15 protein-coding genes are annotated in these 16733 nt (G+C 68.2%); 4 read left to right on the forward strand and 11 right to left on the reverse strand.

Annotated features, from left to right (window positions below):
• The first annotated feature begins 79 nt into the window (after nucleotides 1-79).
• Complete coding sequence (locus T398_RS05625; RefSeq protein WP_496445240.1) at nucleotides 80-331, forward strand: hypothetical protein; 252 nt, start codon at nucleotides 80-82, stop codon at nucleotides 329-331.
• Nucleotides 332-392: 61 nt separating this feature from the next.
• On the opposite strand, the gene sucD is transcribed toward T398_RS05625, so the two are convergent.
• The 3 genes from sucD to icmB form a co-directional block, all read right to left on the reverse strand.
• Entirely contained in the window at nucleotides 393-1280 is an 888-nt protein-coding gene (gene sucD / locus T398_RS05630) for a succinate--CoA ligase subunit alpha (RefSeq protein WP_496445242.1), read from the reverse strand.
• A gap of 2 nt (nucleotides 1281-1282) precedes the next feature.
• Nucleotides 1283-2461 (reverse strand): ADP-forming succinate--CoA ligase subunit beta, encoded by a 1179-nt coding sequence (gene sucC / locus T398_RS05635; protein WP_496445244.1) that lies wholly within the window; start codon nucleotides 2459-2461, stop codon nucleotides 1283-1285.
• A gap of 412 nt (nucleotides 2462-2873) precedes the next feature.
• A complete protein-coding gene (gene icmB, locus T398_RS05640; RefSeq protein ID WP_018222676.1) occupies nucleotides 2874-3278 on the reverse strand; it encodes a coenzyme B12-dependent isobutyryl CoA mutase small subunit in 405 nt (134 codons plus the stop codon).
• A gap of 421 nt (nucleotides 3279-3699) precedes the next feature.
• On the opposite strand from icmB, the gene T398_RS05645 reads away from it, so the two are divergent.
• Together T398_RS05645 and T398_RS05650 are read left to right on the forward strand one after the other, a co-directional pair.
• Nucleotides 3700-4413, forward strand: a complete 714-nt coding sequence (locus tag T398_RS05645; protein WP_496445246.1) for a M23 family metallopeptidase — start codon at nucleotides 3700-3702, stop codon at nucleotides 4411-4413.
• A gap of 273 nt (nucleotides 4414-4686) precedes the next feature.
• The gene (locus T398_RS05650) at nucleotides 4687-5529 is read left to right on the forward strand and encodes a M23 family metallopeptidase (protein WP_496445248.1); all 843 of its coding nucleotides are present in this window, start codon (nucleotides 4687-4689) and stop codon (nucleotides 5527-5529) included.
• 51 nt (nucleotides 5530-5580) lie between these two features.
• Here the strand turns inward: T398_RS05650 and pcrA are convergent, their stop codons facing one another.
• Entirely contained in the window at nucleotides 5581-7968 is a 2388-nt protein-coding gene (gene pcrA / locus T398_RS05655; RefSeq protein WP_496445250.1) for a DNA helicase PcrA, read from the reverse strand.
• A 323-nt stretch (nucleotides 7969-8291) separates the two neighbouring features.
• Between pcrA and T398_RS05660 the strand changes: the two genes are divergently transcribed.
• A complete protein-coding gene (locus tag T398_RS05660) occupies nucleotides 8292-8630 on the forward strand; it encodes a chorismate mutase (RefSeq protein ID WP_496445252.1) in 339 nt (112 codons plus the stop codon).
• A 75-nt stretch (nucleotides 8631-8705) separates the two neighbouring features.
• Here T398_RS05660 and T398_RS05665 read toward each other — a convergent pair whose 3' ends face one another.
• The 7 genes from T398_RS05665 to T398_RS05695 form a co-directional block, all read right to left on the reverse strand.
• Nucleotides 8706-9716, reverse strand: coding sequence for an ABC transporter ATP-binding protein (locus T398_RS05665; protein ID WP_496445254.1), 1011 nt, complete (start codon nucleotides 9714-9716; stop codon nucleotides 8706-8708).
• The gene (locus T398_RS05670) at nucleotides 9709-10746 is read right to left on the reverse strand and encodes an ABC transporter ATP-binding protein (RefSeq protein WP_496445256.1); all 1038 of its coding nucleotides are present in this window, start codon (nucleotides 10744-10746) and stop codon (nucleotides 9709-9711) included. The genes T398_RS05665 and T398_RS05670 overlap by 8 nt, the downstream gene beginning before the upstream one ends.
• Nucleotides 10747-10751: 5 nt before the next feature.
• Nucleotides 10752-11693, reverse strand: coding sequence for an ABC transporter permease (locus T398_RS05675; protein ID WP_496445258.1), 942 nt, complete (start codon nucleotides 11691-11693; stop codon nucleotides 10752-10754).
• 75 nt (nucleotides 11694-11768) lie between these two features.
• Complete coding sequence (locus T398_RS05680) at nucleotides 11769-12779, reverse strand: ABC transporter permease (RefSeq protein WP_496445260.1); 1011 nt, start codon at nucleotides 12777-12779, stop codon at nucleotides 11769-11771.
• A 107-nt stretch (nucleotides 12780-12886) separates the two neighbouring features.
• Nucleotides 12887-14512: a peptide ABC transporter substrate-binding protein gene (locus T398_RS05685; RefSeq protein WP_496445262.1), complete on the reverse strand. Its 1626-nt coding sequence runs from the start codon at nucleotides 14510-14512 to the stop codon at nucleotides 12887-12889.
• A 240-nt stretch (nucleotides 14513-14752) separates the two neighbouring features.
• The gene (locus tag T398_RS05690; protein ID WP_496445264.1) at nucleotides 14753-15439 is read right to left on the reverse strand and encodes a response regulator; all 687 of its coding nucleotides are present in this window, start codon (nucleotides 15437-15439) and stop codon (nucleotides 14753-14755) included.
• Entirely contained in the window at nucleotides 15439-16686 is a 1248-nt protein-coding gene (locus T398_RS05695; RefSeq protein WP_496445266.1) for a sensor histidine kinase, read from the reverse strand. Before T398_RS05695 ends, T398_RS05690 begins: the two co-directional genes overlap by 1 nt.
• Nucleotides 16687-16733: the final 47 nt, after the last annotated feature.

Raw genomic sequence — 16733 nt, forward strand, 5'->3', positions numbered from 1 at the left:
TGGGGACCTCCACCACCGGAGGTGTTGACCGTGCCCCCGTACCCCCGGCGGGCGCGGCACCGATGCGAGGAGACACGCCGTGACCGCTGCATATCCGCCGTCCGACGCGGCGGCGGGCAAGGACCGGACGACGCTCTGGGGCGTACTCGGCATCGTCGTCGGCCTGCTCTGCTGCGGCGTCCTCGGGATCGTCTTCGGCTACCTGTCAATCCGCGATGCGCGGCGCTTCGGCAACTCGCCGGTGCTCGGCTGGTTGGGCATCGCCTTCGGCGTGTTCAACATCATCGCCAACGGAATCCTCTACCTGGGCGGTAGTAATCCGTTCAGCTGAGTTGCCGACCGCTGGGGGATCAGCTGTGGACGGCTGATCCCCCAGCGGTCGTCGTCGGGGCTCAGCCCGCGGACATGATCTCCCGCATCAGCCGGGCGGTCTCGGTCGGAGTCTTGCCGACCTTGACGCCGACTGCTTCCAGCGCCGTCTTCTTGGCCTCCGCGGTGCCGGCCGAGCCGGAGATTATCGCGCCGGCGTGCCCCATCGTCTTCCCGGGCGGTGCGGTGAAGCCAGCGATGTAACCGACCACCGGCTTGGTGACGTTCGCCTTGATGAACTCGGCAGCCCGCTCCTCGGCGTCGCCACCGATCTCACCGATCATGACGATCGCGTCGGTGTCCGGGTCGTCCTCGAACGCGGCCAGCGCATCGATGTGCGTGGTGCCGATGATCGGGTCACCGCCGATACCGACACAGGTGGAGAAGCCGATGTCGCGCAACTCGTACATCATCTGGTAGGTCAGCGTGCCACTCTTGCTGACCAGGCCGATCCGGCCGGCGCCGGTGATGTCGGCCGGGATGATGCCGGCGTTGGAGGCGCCCGGCGACACGATCCCCGGGCAGTTCGGCCCGATGATTCGGGTCCGCTCGCCCTGCGCCACGTTGTACGCCCAGAAGGCGGCGGTGTCGTGCACCGGCACACCCTCGGTGATCACCACGGCGAGCGAGATGCCGGCGTCGATCGCCTCGATCACCGCGCCCTTGGTGAACTGCGGCGGCACGAAGATGACCGTCACGTTGGCACCGGTCTCCCGCATCGCGTCGGCGACGCTCGCGAAGACCGGCAGCTGGGCGCCGTCGAAGTCAACGGTGGTGCCCGCCTTGCGCGGGTTCACCCCACCGACGATGTCGGTGCCCGCGGCGAGCATCCGCCGGGTGTGCTTGGAACCCTCGGAACCGGTCATCCCCTGCACGATGACCTTCGAGTCCTTGGTCAGCCAGATCGCCATTGTCAGACCCCCGCAGCGGCCAGCTCGGCGGCCCGCTCGGCCGCACCGTCCATCGTGTCGACCCGCTGGATCAGCGGGTTGTTCGCGCCGTCGAGAATCGCCCGACCGGCCTCCGCGTTGTTGCCGTCCAGGCGGACGACCAGCGGCCTGGTCACCTTCTCACCCCGCTGCTCGAGCAGGGCCAGCGCCTGCACGATGCCGTTGGCGACCGCGTCACAGGCGGTGATCCCACCGAAGACGTTGACGAAGACGCTCTTCACCGCGGGGTCGGAGAGCACGATCTCGAGGCCGTTGGCCATCACCGCGGCGCTCGCACCGCCACCGATGTCGAGGAAGTTCGCCGGCTTCACGCCGCCGTGCCGCTCACCGGCGTACGCGACCACGTCGAGGGTCGACATGACCAGTCCGGCGCCGTTGCCGATGATGCCGACCTCACCGTCGAGCTTGACGTAGTTGAGGTCCTTCTCCTTGGCGGCCTGCTCAAGGGGGTCCACCGCGGCCTGGTCAACCAGCGCCTCGTGGTCCGGGTGCCGGAACGCCGCGTTCTCGTCCAGGCTGACCTTGGCGTCGAGCAGGAGCAGACCACCCTCGGCGGTCTTGGCGAGTGGGTTCACCTCGACCAGCGTCGCGTCCTCCGCGACGAACGCCTGCCACAGGTCCACCGCGATCTCGACGGCCTGGTCGGCAACCTCGGCCGGGAAGCCGGCCTGGGTGACGATCCGCCGGGCCGTCGCCGCGTCCACGCCGACGTTCGCGTCGATCGGCGCCTTGACGACCTTCTCCGGCGTCTCGGCGGCCACCTGCTCGATGTCCATCCCACCGGCGACACTGGCGATGCAGAGGAAGGTACGGTTCGCCCGGTCCAACAGGTAGGAGAAGTAGTACTCCTCGGCCACGTCCGCGGTCACGGTGATCATGACCTTGTGGACGGTGTGCCCCTTGATGTCCATGCCGAGGATGTCGGTGGCCCGGGCCACCGTCTCCTCCGCGCCCTCGGTCAGCTTCACCCCGCCGGCCTTGCCCCGGCCGCCGACCTTCACCTGCGCCTTGACAACCACCCGACCGCCGAGGCGTTCGGCGATCGCGCGGGCCTCCTCCGGGGTCGTGGCGACGCCGCCGGCGAGCACGGGCAACCCGTGCCGCTCGAACAGGTCCCGCCCCTGGTACTCGTACAGGTCCACGATTGCGCGTCCCGTCCCGTCTCCGCGGCGCGCCGTCGCGCCGCCACCAGCGTATGGAAAACAGTTTGACGCCTGTCATCAGTTGTAACAGGCCATTGAAGTCAGCCTAGCGAGGTCGACACCACCAACGACCAAGCGGGTACGTGATGTGCGGTTCTGCACAGCTGACTGGCCAGCACCCGCCGTTTGGCCGAGCGTCAACCTTCCGGACGATGTTTTCCCCGGCACGTAACCCCGGGGGTCAGGCCTCGTTGAGTCAGATGTCAAAGCGCTGATCAGCGCGGCGACGAGACGGCCGATGCCCTGTCGGTCGAGGGGTGGCGGCGGGGCGTCGTGCATAGAGGGGCCGGGCGTGTGAGGGGTGCGTCCGGCCTCTCCCCCTGCCCGGCCCGTGAACTCCTCGGGCCGATCGTCAGGCGACGGCCTGCGCCACGTTCTGCCGGACCCAGTCCACGATCGACCCCGTGGTGGCTCCCGGTGTGAAAATCTTAGCCACGCCTATCTGCTGCAGTTCCGGGATATCAGTGTCCGGGATGATGCCCCCACCAAAGACGACGATGTCTCGCGCGTCCCGCTCGGTAAGGAGCTCCAACACCCGCCGGAAAAGGGTCATGTGCGCCCCGGACAGAACGGAAAGCCCGACCGCGTCGGCGTCCTCCTGGATCGCGGTCTCCACAATCTGCTCCGGGGTCTGATGCAGACCGGTGTAGATGACCTCCATCCCGGCGTCCCGGAGGGCACGCGCGACGACCTTTGCGCCGCGGTCGTGGCCGTCCAGGCCCGGCTTGGCGACGACGACCCGAACACGAGAGCTCATCTGCGCATCCCTTTCACCGGCTCCGCGGCTTGACCTTAACGAACGGTAACCCGACCGGTCCGGGCCGCGGAATCCGGGCCGCCGCACACCCCCGCCACCTCGGCACCCGTCCACCCATCGGACCGGGGTTGGTAACCCCGACTCAGTCAAGTCGGACGGCTCCACCTTTCGGTCACCCTACGCGACGAACGGGATGAGATTGGGGACACCTTCACCGGCTTAGCCCCAGGACAATAGTGGATACAAACGGACAGAACATCACATCAATTTAGCGATGCGGCTTGTGACGGACGTGGTGGTTGGCTACCGTGTCCAACGGTTGTCATCAGGTCCATGGACGGGTGATGACGCGGTCGGCGGAGTTCACCCAGCTTCGCGAACCCGCCCGATCGCCTCGATACCCCGACAACGGAGGGTGTGCGTGCGCCAGCGCCTGTCGTCTGAGCCCGACAAATATCGCGGCCGCCGCCGCGTACCCACCCCACCGCGGAGCCGCTACGCCGCAGTGGTTACCACTGCCCTCGTCGGCGCCAGCGGAGTCGCCCTCTTCGCCGGCAGCGCCCTTCCCGACGCCAAGAGCGTCAGCCCGACGGTACTGGACGAGCTCAAGGCGGCTTCCGCGCTGAGCGAGGACGCCGCGGAGCGCGCCGACGCCGCCGACCGCTCGTCGCGGGACGGCGAGCGGTTCAGCCTGGAGGCGGAGACCGGAGCCTGGTGTCTCCCGCTCAAGGACTACGAGTTCAACTCCCCGTACGGCGTACAGGGTGAGGAGCTGCACACCGGCGTGGACCTGGTCGCCCCCGAGGGCACCCCCTACGTCTCCGTCCATGACGGCACCGTCACCAAGGCCGGCTGGTTCGGCGGCTACGGCTACACGGTGATCGTCGCGCACGCCGACGGCAGCGAGGCCATCTACGGGCACTCCTCCACCCTCAGCGTGCAGGAGGGACAGCAGGTCAAGGCCGGCGACCAGCTCGGCCTGGTCGGCAACACCGGCCTCTCCTACGGCTCCCACCTACACCTTGAGGTCCATGTCAAGGGCGAACCGCTCGACCCGGTGCCCTGGCTGATGGAGCGCGGAGTGGACATCAAACTCCAAATGGAACCTTTCTACAGCGAGGTAGCCACACCCTGACACTGGGTCATGCCCTACTGCCGCCCGGATCGAAAGATCCGGGCGGTTTTCTCTCTCCACCAGCCGGTGAAGGTGTTTGGGGTCACCTCCAACAGTGTGACTGACGCCACGCTCGAGCCGTGGTCACTGCCGCCGCTATTCGCGACACGGGCCGACATAGCTCCGACGATCGCACCGGACCGCGCCCGCCCGTGGACCCCTCGTCTCCGGCCGGCTCCGGACGGACCTCAGGATGTCGAGGTCACGTGCCCCTACGAGCAGTGAAGGTCCGCTGTGCAGAACGACACCTCCCGCTCGCGCAGGAACACCGTCCCGGCCCGCCACCGGCGACCGATCAACACCCGAGGTCGGATACTGCGGGCCACGGCCGCGGTAGCCGGACTCGCCCTCGCCGGAGTCGCGGTAACAGCGATCGTCGGCGATGACCAGGACGCCACACCGAACGATGCCGTCAACGTCGACCTGCGGGCCCAAGCCGAGGCCGCCGCCCGCGCCGAGGCCGAAGCCGCCGCCGAAGCCGAGGCCGCCGCCGAAGCCGAAGCCGCCGCCGAAGCCGAAGCCGAAGCCGCCGCCCGCACTGCGGCGGCCGCCCGCGCCGATCGCTCCGCCCGGAAGTCGGCGGGCAGCAGTCCGAGCGCCAGCGCCTCGGCGAGCCCCTCGCCCAACACGACACCACCGAAGGTGACAGCCAAGCCGACAACGACCGCGTCGACACCGACCTGGGTCATCCCCATGGCCGATGCCGCCATCACCTCCTGTTACGGCCCCCGGGGAGGAATGCTGCACGCCGGCATCGACTTCGCCCTGCCCGCCGGTACCCCGGTCCGCGCCGCTTTCGGCGGCACCGTGACGAAAGCCGGCGACGCCGGTGACGGGTACGGCATCTCGGTCGTCATCGACCACGGCAACGGAATACTGACCCACTACGCCCACCTGAGCACCGCGAAGGTGAGCGTCGGCGACCCGGTCGACGCCGGTGACACCATCGGCCTGGAGGGCTCCACCGGCGACTCCACCGGCCCGCACCTGCACTTCGAGGTGCATCAGGGCCAGCTGTGGAACCAGATCGACCCGGCGCCGTTCCTCCGCGAACGCGGCGTCGACGTGGCCTGCTGACCGAGCGCTTCCCGGGGCCGACGGCGGCCGAACCGAGCCCGGGCCGTCCGCTCAGAGTCGGTCGATGGGTGCGTGCCGGAGCACCAGCCAGACTGTCTGGTCGCCGAAGTCGATCTGGGCACGGGCGCCAGGGCCGTGCCCTTCCACCGCGAGCACCCGACCCAGCCCGTACCGCTGGTGGTTGACCCGGTCCCCGACCGCGACCCGCGGGGGCGCCGACGGCAACTCGCTGGCCGTGGTGAGGCGGCTACCGTCCACGCCGAGCCGGCGCGCCAGCTGCGTGGCCTTCGGCGTGCCCCCGGTGAAGCCGCCCTGCCCCCGGTCCGCGCGACCGCCCACGCCCCCACCGCCGCCGGTCCACGAGGTGTACGAGCCCTCGGTGCGCTCCCAGCGCACCAACTCCACGGGCAGCTCCGCAAGAAACCGGGACGGCGCGTTGTAGGCCGGCTGGCCCCACGCCGATCGAGTGACCGCCCGGGACAGGTAGAGCCGCTGCCGGGCCCGGGTGATCCCCACGTACGCCAGGCGCCGCTCCTCCTCCAGCTCATGGTTGTCGCCGAAGGTACGGGCGTGCGGGAAGACCCCGTCCTCCAGGCCGGTCAGGAACACCACCGGAAACTCCAGCCCCTTGGCGGTGTGCAGCGTCATCAGGGTGACCACCCCCTGGTGCTCCGGGTCGTCGGCGGGCAACTGGTCCGCATCGGCCACCAGCGCGACCTGCTCCAGGAAACCGGCGACGGTGGCTCGCTCGCCCTCCTCGCCCAAGCCCTCCACCCGCTCCGTGTACTCCCGGGCCACGCTGACCAGCTCCTGGAGGTTGTCGACCCGGCCGGCATCCTGCGGGTCCAGGCTCTCCTCCAACTCGGTCAGGTACCCCGACCGGTTCAGCAACACCTCCAGCACCTCCTCGGGTGCGCTGGTCTCCGCGACCTCCCGGGCACCATCGAGCAGCGCGATGAACTCCGCGATGCCGTTCGCCGCCCGGATGGAGATGCCCGGCGCGTCCTTGGCCCGGCGCAGAGCCGCGCCGAAGGAGATCCGGTCCCGGCCGGCAAGCGCCTCGACGCACGCCTCGGCGCGGTCCCCGACGCCCCGGCGGGGAGTGTTCAGCACCCGACGAAGGCTGACCGTGTCGTCCTCGTTGACCAACGCCCGCAGGTAGGCCAGGGCGTCCCGGACCTCCTTGCGTTCGTAGAAGCGGACCCCGCCGACGACCTTGTAGGGGAGGCCGACCCGGATGAACACCTCCTCGAAGACCCGGGACTGGGCGTTGGTGCGGTAGAAGACCGCCACGTCCCCCGGCCGGGTGTCGCCGTCGTCCACGAGCCGGTCGATCTCCCGGGCCACCCAGTCGGCCTCGGTGTGCTCGGTGTCGGCGACGTAGCCGACGATCGGGTCACCGGTCCCGGCCTCGCTCCAGAGCCGCTTGGGCTTACGGGAGGTGTTTCGGTCGATCACGGCATTGGCCGCGTTCAGGATGGTCTGGGTGGAGCGGTAGTTCTGCTCCAGCAGGATTGTCCGGGCATCGAGGAAGTCCCGCTCGAACTCCAGGATGTTGCGGATCGTCGCGCCCCGAAACGCGTAGATCGACTGGTCGGCGTCGCCCACCACGCAGAGCTCCGCCGGGTCGAGCCCGTCGGTACCCGACACCAGCTCCTTGATCAACACGTACTGGGCGTGGTTGGTGTCCTGATACTCGTCAACCAGCACGTGCCGGAACCGACGCCGGTAGGTCTCCGCGACGTGCGGATGCGACTGGAGCAGGTGCACCGTGGTCATGATCAGATCGTCGAAGTCCAGCGCGTGCGCCTCCCGGAGCCGCCGCTGATAGAGCGAGTACGCCTCGGCGAGCGCCCGCTCGTTCGGCCCCTTGGCCCGGGTGGCGAACTCCTCGGGGTCAACCAGCTCGTTCTTCAGGTTGGAGACCTGGGCGGCCAGCCCCCGCGCCGGATAGCGCTTCGGGTCGAGGTCCAGCTCCCGGGTGACCATCTGCATCAGCCGACGGGAGTCGTCGGCGTCATAGATCGAGAAGGTCGACTTCAAACCGGCGTGCTCGTGCTCGGCCCGCAGGATGCGGACGCACGCGGAGTGGAAGGTCGAGACCCACATCAACCGCGCACGCGGCCCGACCAACTGGGCCACCCGCTCCTTCATCTCGCCCGCGGCCTTGTTGGTGAAGGTGATCGCGATGATCTCGCCTGGGTGCACCTGTCGCTCCGCGAGCAGGTACGCGATCCGATGGGTGAGCACCCGGGTCTTGCCGGAGCCGGCCCCGGCCACGATGAGCAGCGGTGACCCGGCGTGGGTGACCGCCTCCCGCTGGGGGCCGTTCAGCCCGTTGAGCAGCGCCTGCGGGTCGAGGCGCACCGGAGTGGGCCGGCGCGGCGGAGCAGGGTCGGGCGCGGACGAGGGCACGGGAAGGTCAAAGAGAGGATGCATCGCACGGCGAGTCTATGCCGTCGCCCCGACGAATCTCTTCGGCCACGGCCCGGATGTGTGCGACGGCGCGCCCGCCCCGGGTCGTCCCCCGTCGGTGGCACCGGCCTCCCTGGTCCGGGCTTCCTTGCGCCGCCAGGCGGGAGCGGGCATACTCGGACCCGTGTTCGATCAGCGCGACTACTTTTACTACGGCCCGGAGAGTCCGGTAGCCGTAGGTCACACCTGATCAACCAAGACCTACGAAAAGGCCCCGGGCTCGCGAGCCCGGGGCCTTTTCGTCTCGGGATCCGGGCACCAGCGCCCGACACCCGAAGGGTACGACGATGATGACAGGCGTGGCGAAGCAGAACGGCAGCACGGACGGAACGAGTGGCGCGGCGGGCACCGACGACCGCGACGCCGGCACGAAGGAGCCGTTGGCTGCAGCGCAAATCGCGAATATCCGGCAGCGGATCGACGAGATCGACGGCACCCTGATCGACCTCTGGCAGGAGCGAGCCCGGCTCTCCCGGCAGGTCGGCGTGACCCGGATGGCCTCCGGTGGCACCCGCTTGGTGCTCTCCCGGGAGCAGGAGATCCTGGAACGCTTCCGGTCCGCGCTGGGGGCGGACGGCACCCAGGTCGCCCTCCTGCTGCTTCGCGCCGGTCGGGGCCCGCTCTGATCCGGCGGCCCGGTAGCGAAAACAGGACCGGGGCGTCGGCCAAGAATGGCCGACGCCCCGGTCACTGTAGAGCTGCTACCGCTGCGCGTGCACCACGTCCCGAACCTCGGCGAAGTGGCAGGCACTCGGGTGGGCCGAACTCTGCCGGACGGCCAGCACCGGCTCCTGCTGAGCGCAGATCTCCTGCGCCTTCCAGCAGCGGGTCCGGAACCGGCAGCCGGAGGGCGGGTTGGCCGGCGACGGAACATCACCGGTCAGCACGATCTGGTCCCGCAGACCCCGCAGCTTCGGATCCGGCACCGGCACCGCCGAGAGCAGCGCCTGCGTGTACGGGTGGGTGGGGTTCTCGTAGATCTGGTCCTCGGTGCCGACCTCAACGACCCGACCGAGGTACATCACCGCGACCCGGTCAGCGATGTGCCGAACCACGGACAGGTCGTGTGCGATGAAGATGTACGACAGCCCCAACTCGTCCTGAAGCTTCTCCAGCAGGTTGATCACCTGCGCCTGGATCGACACGTCCAGGGCGGAGACCGGCTCATCGCACAAGATGATCTCCGGGTTGAGCGCCAGGGCGCGGGCGATACCGATGCGCTGGCGCTGGCCGCCGGAGAACTGGTGCGGGTACCGGTTGATGTGATCGGGGTTCAGACCGACCAGATCCAACAGCTCCTGCACCCGGGCCCGCCGCTTGGGCTTCGCCAACACCTCGGGGTGCACCTCGAACGGCTCGCCGACGATGTCGCCGACGGTCATCCGCGGGTTGAGGGACGTGTACGGATCCTGCATCACCAGCTGGATGTTGCGCCGGCCACGACGCCGCTCGCCGCCACCGACCTTCGCCATGTTCCGGCCCTGCACGAACAGGTCACCGGAGGTGGGCGTCTCCAGCCCCACCAGCAGCCGGGCCAGGGTCGACTTGCCGCAGCCGGACTCGCCGACGATGCCGAGGGTCTCGCCCCGGCGCAGCTGCAGGTTGATCCCATCGACCGCGCGGACCGCACCGATCTGCCGCTTGAAGAGGATCCCCTGGGTGAGCGGGAAGTGCTTCACCAGGTCACGGGCCTCCAGCACGATGTCAGACATCGGCCTTGACCTCCTTCCAGAAGTGGCAGGCGGAGCTTCGGGACGGCGCCACCTGATACAGCGGCGGCACCGGGTCCCGGCGGCAGGCGTCCCGCGCGTACCGGCACCGGGGGTTGAAGGCGCATCCCTTCGGGATGTCGGTCAGCAGCGGCGGCAGCCCCTTGATGGCGGAGAGCTCCTGGCCCTTGAGGTCCAGGCGGGGGATCGACTCCAGCAGACCCTTGGTGTACGGGTGGGACGGGCTCTCGTAGATCTCCCGGACCGGAGCCTCTTCAATGACCCTGCCGGCGTACATCACCGAGATCTGGTCCGCCACGTCGGCGACCACACCCATGTCGTGCGTGATCAGCAGTAGGCCCATGTTCCGTTCCCGCTGCAACTCGGCGAGAAGGGACATGATCTGGGCCTGCACGGTGACGTCCAGGGCGGTGGTCGGCTCGTCGGCGATCAACACCTCCGGGTCGAGCGCCAACGCCATAGCGATCATGACACGCTGCCGCATACCACCGGAGAACTGGTGCGGGTACTCGTTCACCCGCTGCTTCGCCGCCGGAATCTTGACCAGGTCAAGCAGCTCGACCGCGCGCACCTTGCTGTCCGCCCGGGACATGCCCCGGTGCTTGCGGAACAGCTCACTGAGCTGGAAGCCGACCGTGAAGACCGGGTTCAACGCGGACAGTGCGTCCTGGAAGATCATCGCGATCCGGTTGGCGCGGACCTTACGCCGCTGCGCCTCCCGGAGCTTGAGCAGGTCAACACCGCGGTAGCGGATCTCCCCGCCGGTGACGAACCCGGGCGGGGTGTCGAGGATGCCCATGATCGCCTGGGCGGTGACGCTCTTACCGCAGCCGGACTCGCCGAGAATCGCTCGGGTCTCGCCGGCCCGCAGGCTGAAGCTGACGCCGTTGACCGCGTGGGCGATGCCGTTGCGGGTGCGGAACTCGACGTGCAGATCCTTGACCTCAAGCGGCAACGCATCCGAATCAAGGCCGGGCATGGCGTCCAGCTTGACGTTCACATCAGTGCTCATGGCGCTCACCGGAACTTCGGGTCGAGGGCGTCACGCAGGGCGTCACCCATAAGAATGAAGGACAGCACCGTGCCAATCAACAGCCCGCAGGGGAAGAGCAGCAGCCACGGGTCCTCCAGGAAGTAGACGTCGTGGGCCGAGATCATGATGCCCCAGGACTGGGCCGGCGGCTGGAGCCCGATACCGAGGAAGGTCAGCGTGGCCTCCGCGGCCACGAACGAGCCCAGCACGATCGTGGCGTACACCAACATCGGCGCGATCGCGTTCGGCAGGATGTGCCGGAACATCAACCGGCCGTTACCCGCCCCGACCGCCTTGGCGGCCTGCACGTAGTCCAGGTCCTTTGAGGAGATGACGCTACCGCGGATGATCCGGGCGATCGTCGGCCAGCTCAGCAGGAACAGCACCAGGGCGATGGTCACGACGTTCTGCTGCTTGATCAGGGTCAGGAAGACGATCGCACCGAGCAGGAACGGCAGCGAGAAGAAGATGTCCATCAGCCGGGAAATGACCCCGTCGACCCAGCCGCCGTAGTAGCCGGCGAGGAGTCCCATCAGGCCGCCGAAGAGCACGATGCCGCTGGTTGCCATGATCGCAATGATCATCGATGGTCGAGCGCCGTAGATGGCGTGCGAGTAGTAGTCGCAGCCCTGAATGTTGAAGCCGAACGGGTGTTCCCAGCTCGGCGCGAACCGGGATTGGTCGGTGTTACACGCCCGGGGGTCCTGACCGGTCCACAGCTTCGGGAAGGCCGCCATCGTGCTGACCACGAGAATGTACAGCACGGCGATCATGAAGACCGGGTCGCGGACCAACTGCCGGCGGGCATCCGCCCACAGGCTGGCGTTGCGTTCCCTGCCGCTCTTGCTCGTCGCCTCCGGGGCCCGGCCGTCGCCGGAACCCGGGGCACCGCCGACGGCGGGGCCGGCACTCGTCGCGTCACTCATGTCCACACCTCGTTTCGCTTCGCCTGCCGCGGATCAGCCGGGATCGCCGGCCACCGGTTACTGATCACGGTGCCGTCACTCATAGCGGATCCTCGGGTCGAGCACGGCGTACAGGAGGTCGACCAGAAGATTGACAAGCAGGATGACCAGCACCAGCAGGGTCACCACGCCGATGATCACAGGCGATTCACCGGTACGGGCGGCCTGGGTCACCAGCCGGCCGATACCGGGCACGTTGAAGATGGTCTCGGTGACCACCGCGCCGGCCATCGCCGAACCGATGTCGACGCCGAGGTACGTGATCACCGGAATCAGCGAGTTACGCAGCGTGTGCACGCCGATGACCCGCTTGTTCGCCAGGCCCTTGGCCCGCGCGGTCCGGACGAAGTCGGCGCGGATGTTCTCCATGATGCTGGTCCGGGTCAGGCGAGCGGTGGTGGCGAGCGCGATCGAGCCGAGCACCATGCCGGGAATCAGGAGACTGGCGAAGGGGTAGTCCGGCTTGAAACCGGGGCTGAAGAACCCGTGCGCGATGACGTCGGGGATCCACTCCTGACCGCGCAGGACGTTGCCGAACTTGACCCCGACGAACTCTCGTACCACCACACCGAGCACGAAGATCGGCACAGAGATCACGAAGACGGTGCTGATCTTCACCAGGTTGTCGGCGAAGCTGCCGCCCCGCAGACCCGCCCACACGCCGGCGGCGATACCGACGACGGCCTCGAAGATGATCGCGATCACCAGCAGCTTGAGGGTGAACGGCAGGGCGTTGGCCATCAGGTCGGTGACCTCCTGCCGCCGCAGGTTGATGCCGAAGTCAAAGTGCAGGAAGACTCCGCTCACCCGGTCGAGGAAGAGCCCGAAGCAGGGGTTGCCCTTCTGCTCGAGGCAGGGGTCGCCGTAGCCGAGTCGCTCGGTGACCGCCTGGAGCAGGGCCGGCGGTGGGGTCCGGTCGCCGAAAAGCGCTCGGACCGGGTTCCCGCTGAACTGGATCGCCAGCGAGGTCATGTAGTGGAGCAGGAACATGGTGCCCAGCACGGTCGGGATGAACTGGAGCAACCGTCGAATGACGTAGCGCCCCATGTCGGGGTCTCCTCTCGGCGCTGATATGGCGGCAACGATCACCCTGGTGGGGTGACCGTTGCCGCCACATCCTGGTTACGGCTGGATCAGATTGCCGAAGCTCTGTTCTACTTCAGCGAGGTCGCACCGTAGTCGGCACCAGAGACCTGGTTCCAGACGAAGGTGTCGACGTTCTCGCTGTAGACCGCCGCCTCCTTCCGCCAGAACATCGGGATGACCGGCATCTCCTCGGCCAGGATGTCCTCGGCCTCCTGATAGAAGGGGATGGCCTCCTCAATGCTCTTGGCCGAGTCACCCTGCTTCAGCAGGCTGTCGAACTCGGGGCTGCTGAAAGTGGTCTTGTTGCCGTCGGAGTTGCTGCCGTAGACCGGAGTCAGGTAGGTCTCCAGGTACGGGTAGTCCGGGCCCCAGCCGAGCCGGAACGGGCCGGTGAAGTCCCGGGCGTCACCAACAGCCAGGTACTCGGGGAACTGCAGGTTAACCTTCAGTTCGTAGTCGATGCCCAACGCGGCCTTGATCTGGTCGCCGACCGCCTGCAGCCAGTCCTCGTGGCTAGCACCCGCGTTGGCCCACAGGGTCAGCTTCTTCCCCTCCGGCCAGCCGCCGGCGGCCGCGAGCAGTTCCTTGGCCTTCTCGACGTCCTTCGCACAGTAGGTGCAGACACCCTCGCGAGCGCCCTCGAAGGCCGGCGCGACGAAGCCGGTGGCGGGAGCCCACCGTCCGTCGAAGACAGCCTCGGCGATGGACTGCCGGTCGACCGCCAACGAGAGTGCCTGGCGGATCCGCTTGTCCTTGAAGCTGTCGTCGTACAGCGGCAGGCCGACGTAGTTGAGGCTGTCACCCGCCTGCTCGTACAGCCGGTCGCCGTAGCTGGCCTTGGCCTCCTTGAAGCGCGCCGGCGGGATCGTGTACATCACGTCCAGCTCGCCCGCCTGGAAGGCGGCGTAGGCGCCGTCCACGTCCGCGAAGATCCGGTAGTTGATCGAGTCTGGCTTACCCGGCTCGCCGTTCCAGCTGTCGCTGCGGACCAGGTTGATCTGGATGCCGCGCTCCCACGTACCGTCGATCTTGTAAGGGCCGTTGCCGATCGGGGTCTCGTTGCAGGCTTCGGCGTCGTCGATGCAGGCCTGGGCCATCGGGGAAAAGCCCGTGTAGCCAAGCACGGTCGGGAAGCCGCTGAACGGCTCCTTGAGCTCGACGGTGAAGGTCAGGTCGTCGACCTCCTTCAGGCCGGACAACGTCTCGGCCGTCGGCTCCGGGGCCTCCTCCGGACCCTCGCCGTCCGGGTCCTTGGGCAGGACCGCGTCGATGCCGGCGATCCGCTTCATGAAGTAGCCGTTGTTCTGCGCGTTCGGCGCGTAGGCGGCGTAGTTCCACGAGCGGATGAAGGACGCGGCGTCGACCGGCTCACCGTTGTCGAAGGTGTAGCCGTCCTTCAGCTTGATCGTCCAGAGCTTCTGGTCCTCCGAGTCGATCGACTCGGCCAAATCATTCTCTGGCTCACCGGTGTCGGCGTTGTACTTGACCAGACCACGGTAGAGCTGACGAATCACGTAGATCGACGGCTCGTCGTCACCATTCGACGGCAGCAAGAACGCTGGCGGTGACGCGTAAACACGGAGCGCACCACCGGACTCGCCGTCGGCATCGCTCGCGCCGCCACTGCCACAGGCGGTGGCCAACATAGCGGTGGCGGTCGCCGCGACCGCCACCTTCAGAAATTTCCCGCGCATGGGAGTGCCTCCTCAGGGCGCTCAGCTCACGAGGGGGTGTGAGGTGCCTGCCACTGTGACACCAGACGCGCGCTAGCGGGAAGGCGTGTTATCAACCCGATACCCGGCCGGGACGGTGTGTACATCCACCCATAGGTGGATTCATCGACTGCGGGCAAGCGTGGTAATAGCCGGGAAACAACATCGATAGTAGCCAGTACTGTCACGTTGAGCAATCCGTCGTAACAGCCGGTCGGCGACTCAGACGAGCCGACGATCCGCCGCCCAGCGCGACAACTCGTAGCGGCTGGACATCTGGAGCTTGCGGAGGACGTTCGACACATGCGTCTCGACCGTTTTGATCGAGATGTACAGCTCCCTGGCGATCTCCTTGTACGCGTACCCCCGGGCGAGGAGACGCAGCACCTCCCGTTCCCGGTTGGTCAACTGGTCCAGCTCCGGGTCCGAGACCGGCATATCCGGCCGGGCGGCGAAGGCGTCCAGTACGAAACCGGCCAGCCGGGGACTGAAGACGGCGTCGCCCTCGGCGACCCGGCGGACCGCCGCCGCCAACTCGTCCGGTGAAATCGTCTTGGTGACGTAGCCACGGGCACCAGCGCGGATCAGCCCGATCACATCCTCGGCCGCGTCCGAGACGCTGAGCGCGAGGAACCGCACAGCCGGGTGCGTACGCCGGATGGCCTCCAGCACCGCCCGGCCACCCCCCTCCGGCATGTGCACATCAAGCAGCACCACATCGGGCTCGGTGACGGCGATCCGACTGACCGCCTCCCCCACCGTGCTCGCCTCGCCCACCACGTCAACATGCGCACCCAACTCGGCGCGGACTCCGGCCCGAAACATCGCGTGATCGTCAACGAGGAAGACCCGCAGCCGCCGCGCGGGCACACCCGCCTCCACCGCCGAGTCCGGCGTCTGGTCCGCCATCACCTACTCCTCTCCGCCGTGGACCCGTCACGGGAGATCGGCAGGATCAACCGGATCTCGGTCCCTTCCCCGGGCTCGGAGCGGATCTCCGCCCGGCCGCCGTGTCGCTTCATCCGGCCGACAATCGAGCCGCGAACGCCGTGCCGGTGTTCCTCCACCGTAGCCGGATCGAAACCCCTCCCCCGATCCCGGACGAAGACGCTGACCTGCTCCGGTTCGACCTCGGCGTAGAGCGAGACGGTCTGCACCCCAGCATGCCGGGCGGCGTTCACCAACGCCTCGCGCGCGGCGGCCACCAACGCGTCGACCCGCTCGTCGGTCTCCCGGTCACCGACGACCACCGTCTCCACCGGGAGTGCGTACGTGTCCTCCACCTCGGCCGCCACCAGCTCCAGCGCGGCCGCGAAGCGCTCTGTCGGCGAGGCGGTCGGCCGGTAGAGCCAGTTGCGCAGCGAGCGTTCCTGCCCCCGGGCCAGCCGCGTCACCATCTTCCCGTCGTTGGCGTTGCGTTGGATCAACGCGAGGGTGTGCAGCACCTGGTCATGCACCATGGCAGCCAGTTCGGCCCGCTCCTGCTCCCGGATCCGCCCCTCCCGCTCCGACCGGAGCTGGTTCCAGGTTCGCCAGAGCACCGGCGCGGCCACCACCCCGACCCCCGCCAGACCGACCAAGGCAAAGATCACGCCGTTGAGCACCGCGTCGAAGTTCTGCGTCGGGGAGTACACCGCCGCAACCCCGATCAACCCCACCGCGACCAGGATTCCGCCGCCGATGAAGCGAAGCACGAACGCCCGCCGGTCACTCTCCTCCACCACCACCCTCAGCCAGGGCACCGGCAGCGTCCCGTCCCACTGCCGTCGCCGCTGCGGTGCGGACTGGTGCCAGATCAGCCCGGCCCCGACCGCGATGATCGTGACCAGCCAGCCGGCGGTGCCGGCCACGCCGGTCGCACCCACCGAGTCGAAAAAGATCGCCTGGAAGATCAGTATCCCCAGGCCGATCGCCACAAACGGCAGCAGCTGAGCCACATCGCGACGGGGTGGGGTGGCGGTGTCCCCCGGTCGCAGCGGCACCACCGCCCAGAAGGCCGCGTACAACAGCAACCCGAGGCCGTTGAAGCCGAGCAACACCAGGAACGCGACCCGGACCCAGAGCACCGGAATGCGAAGGTGCCCGGCGATCCCCGCCGCCACCCCCGCAGCGATCCGGTGCTCGCGGGCGCGATGGAGGCGCGGGGGGTTGGTCACGACACTGATCGAGGGCTCCCTAGCTAGTCACGGCGGGTCTCGCCGGC

This window comes from Salinispora goodfellowii (assembly GCF_059570675.1).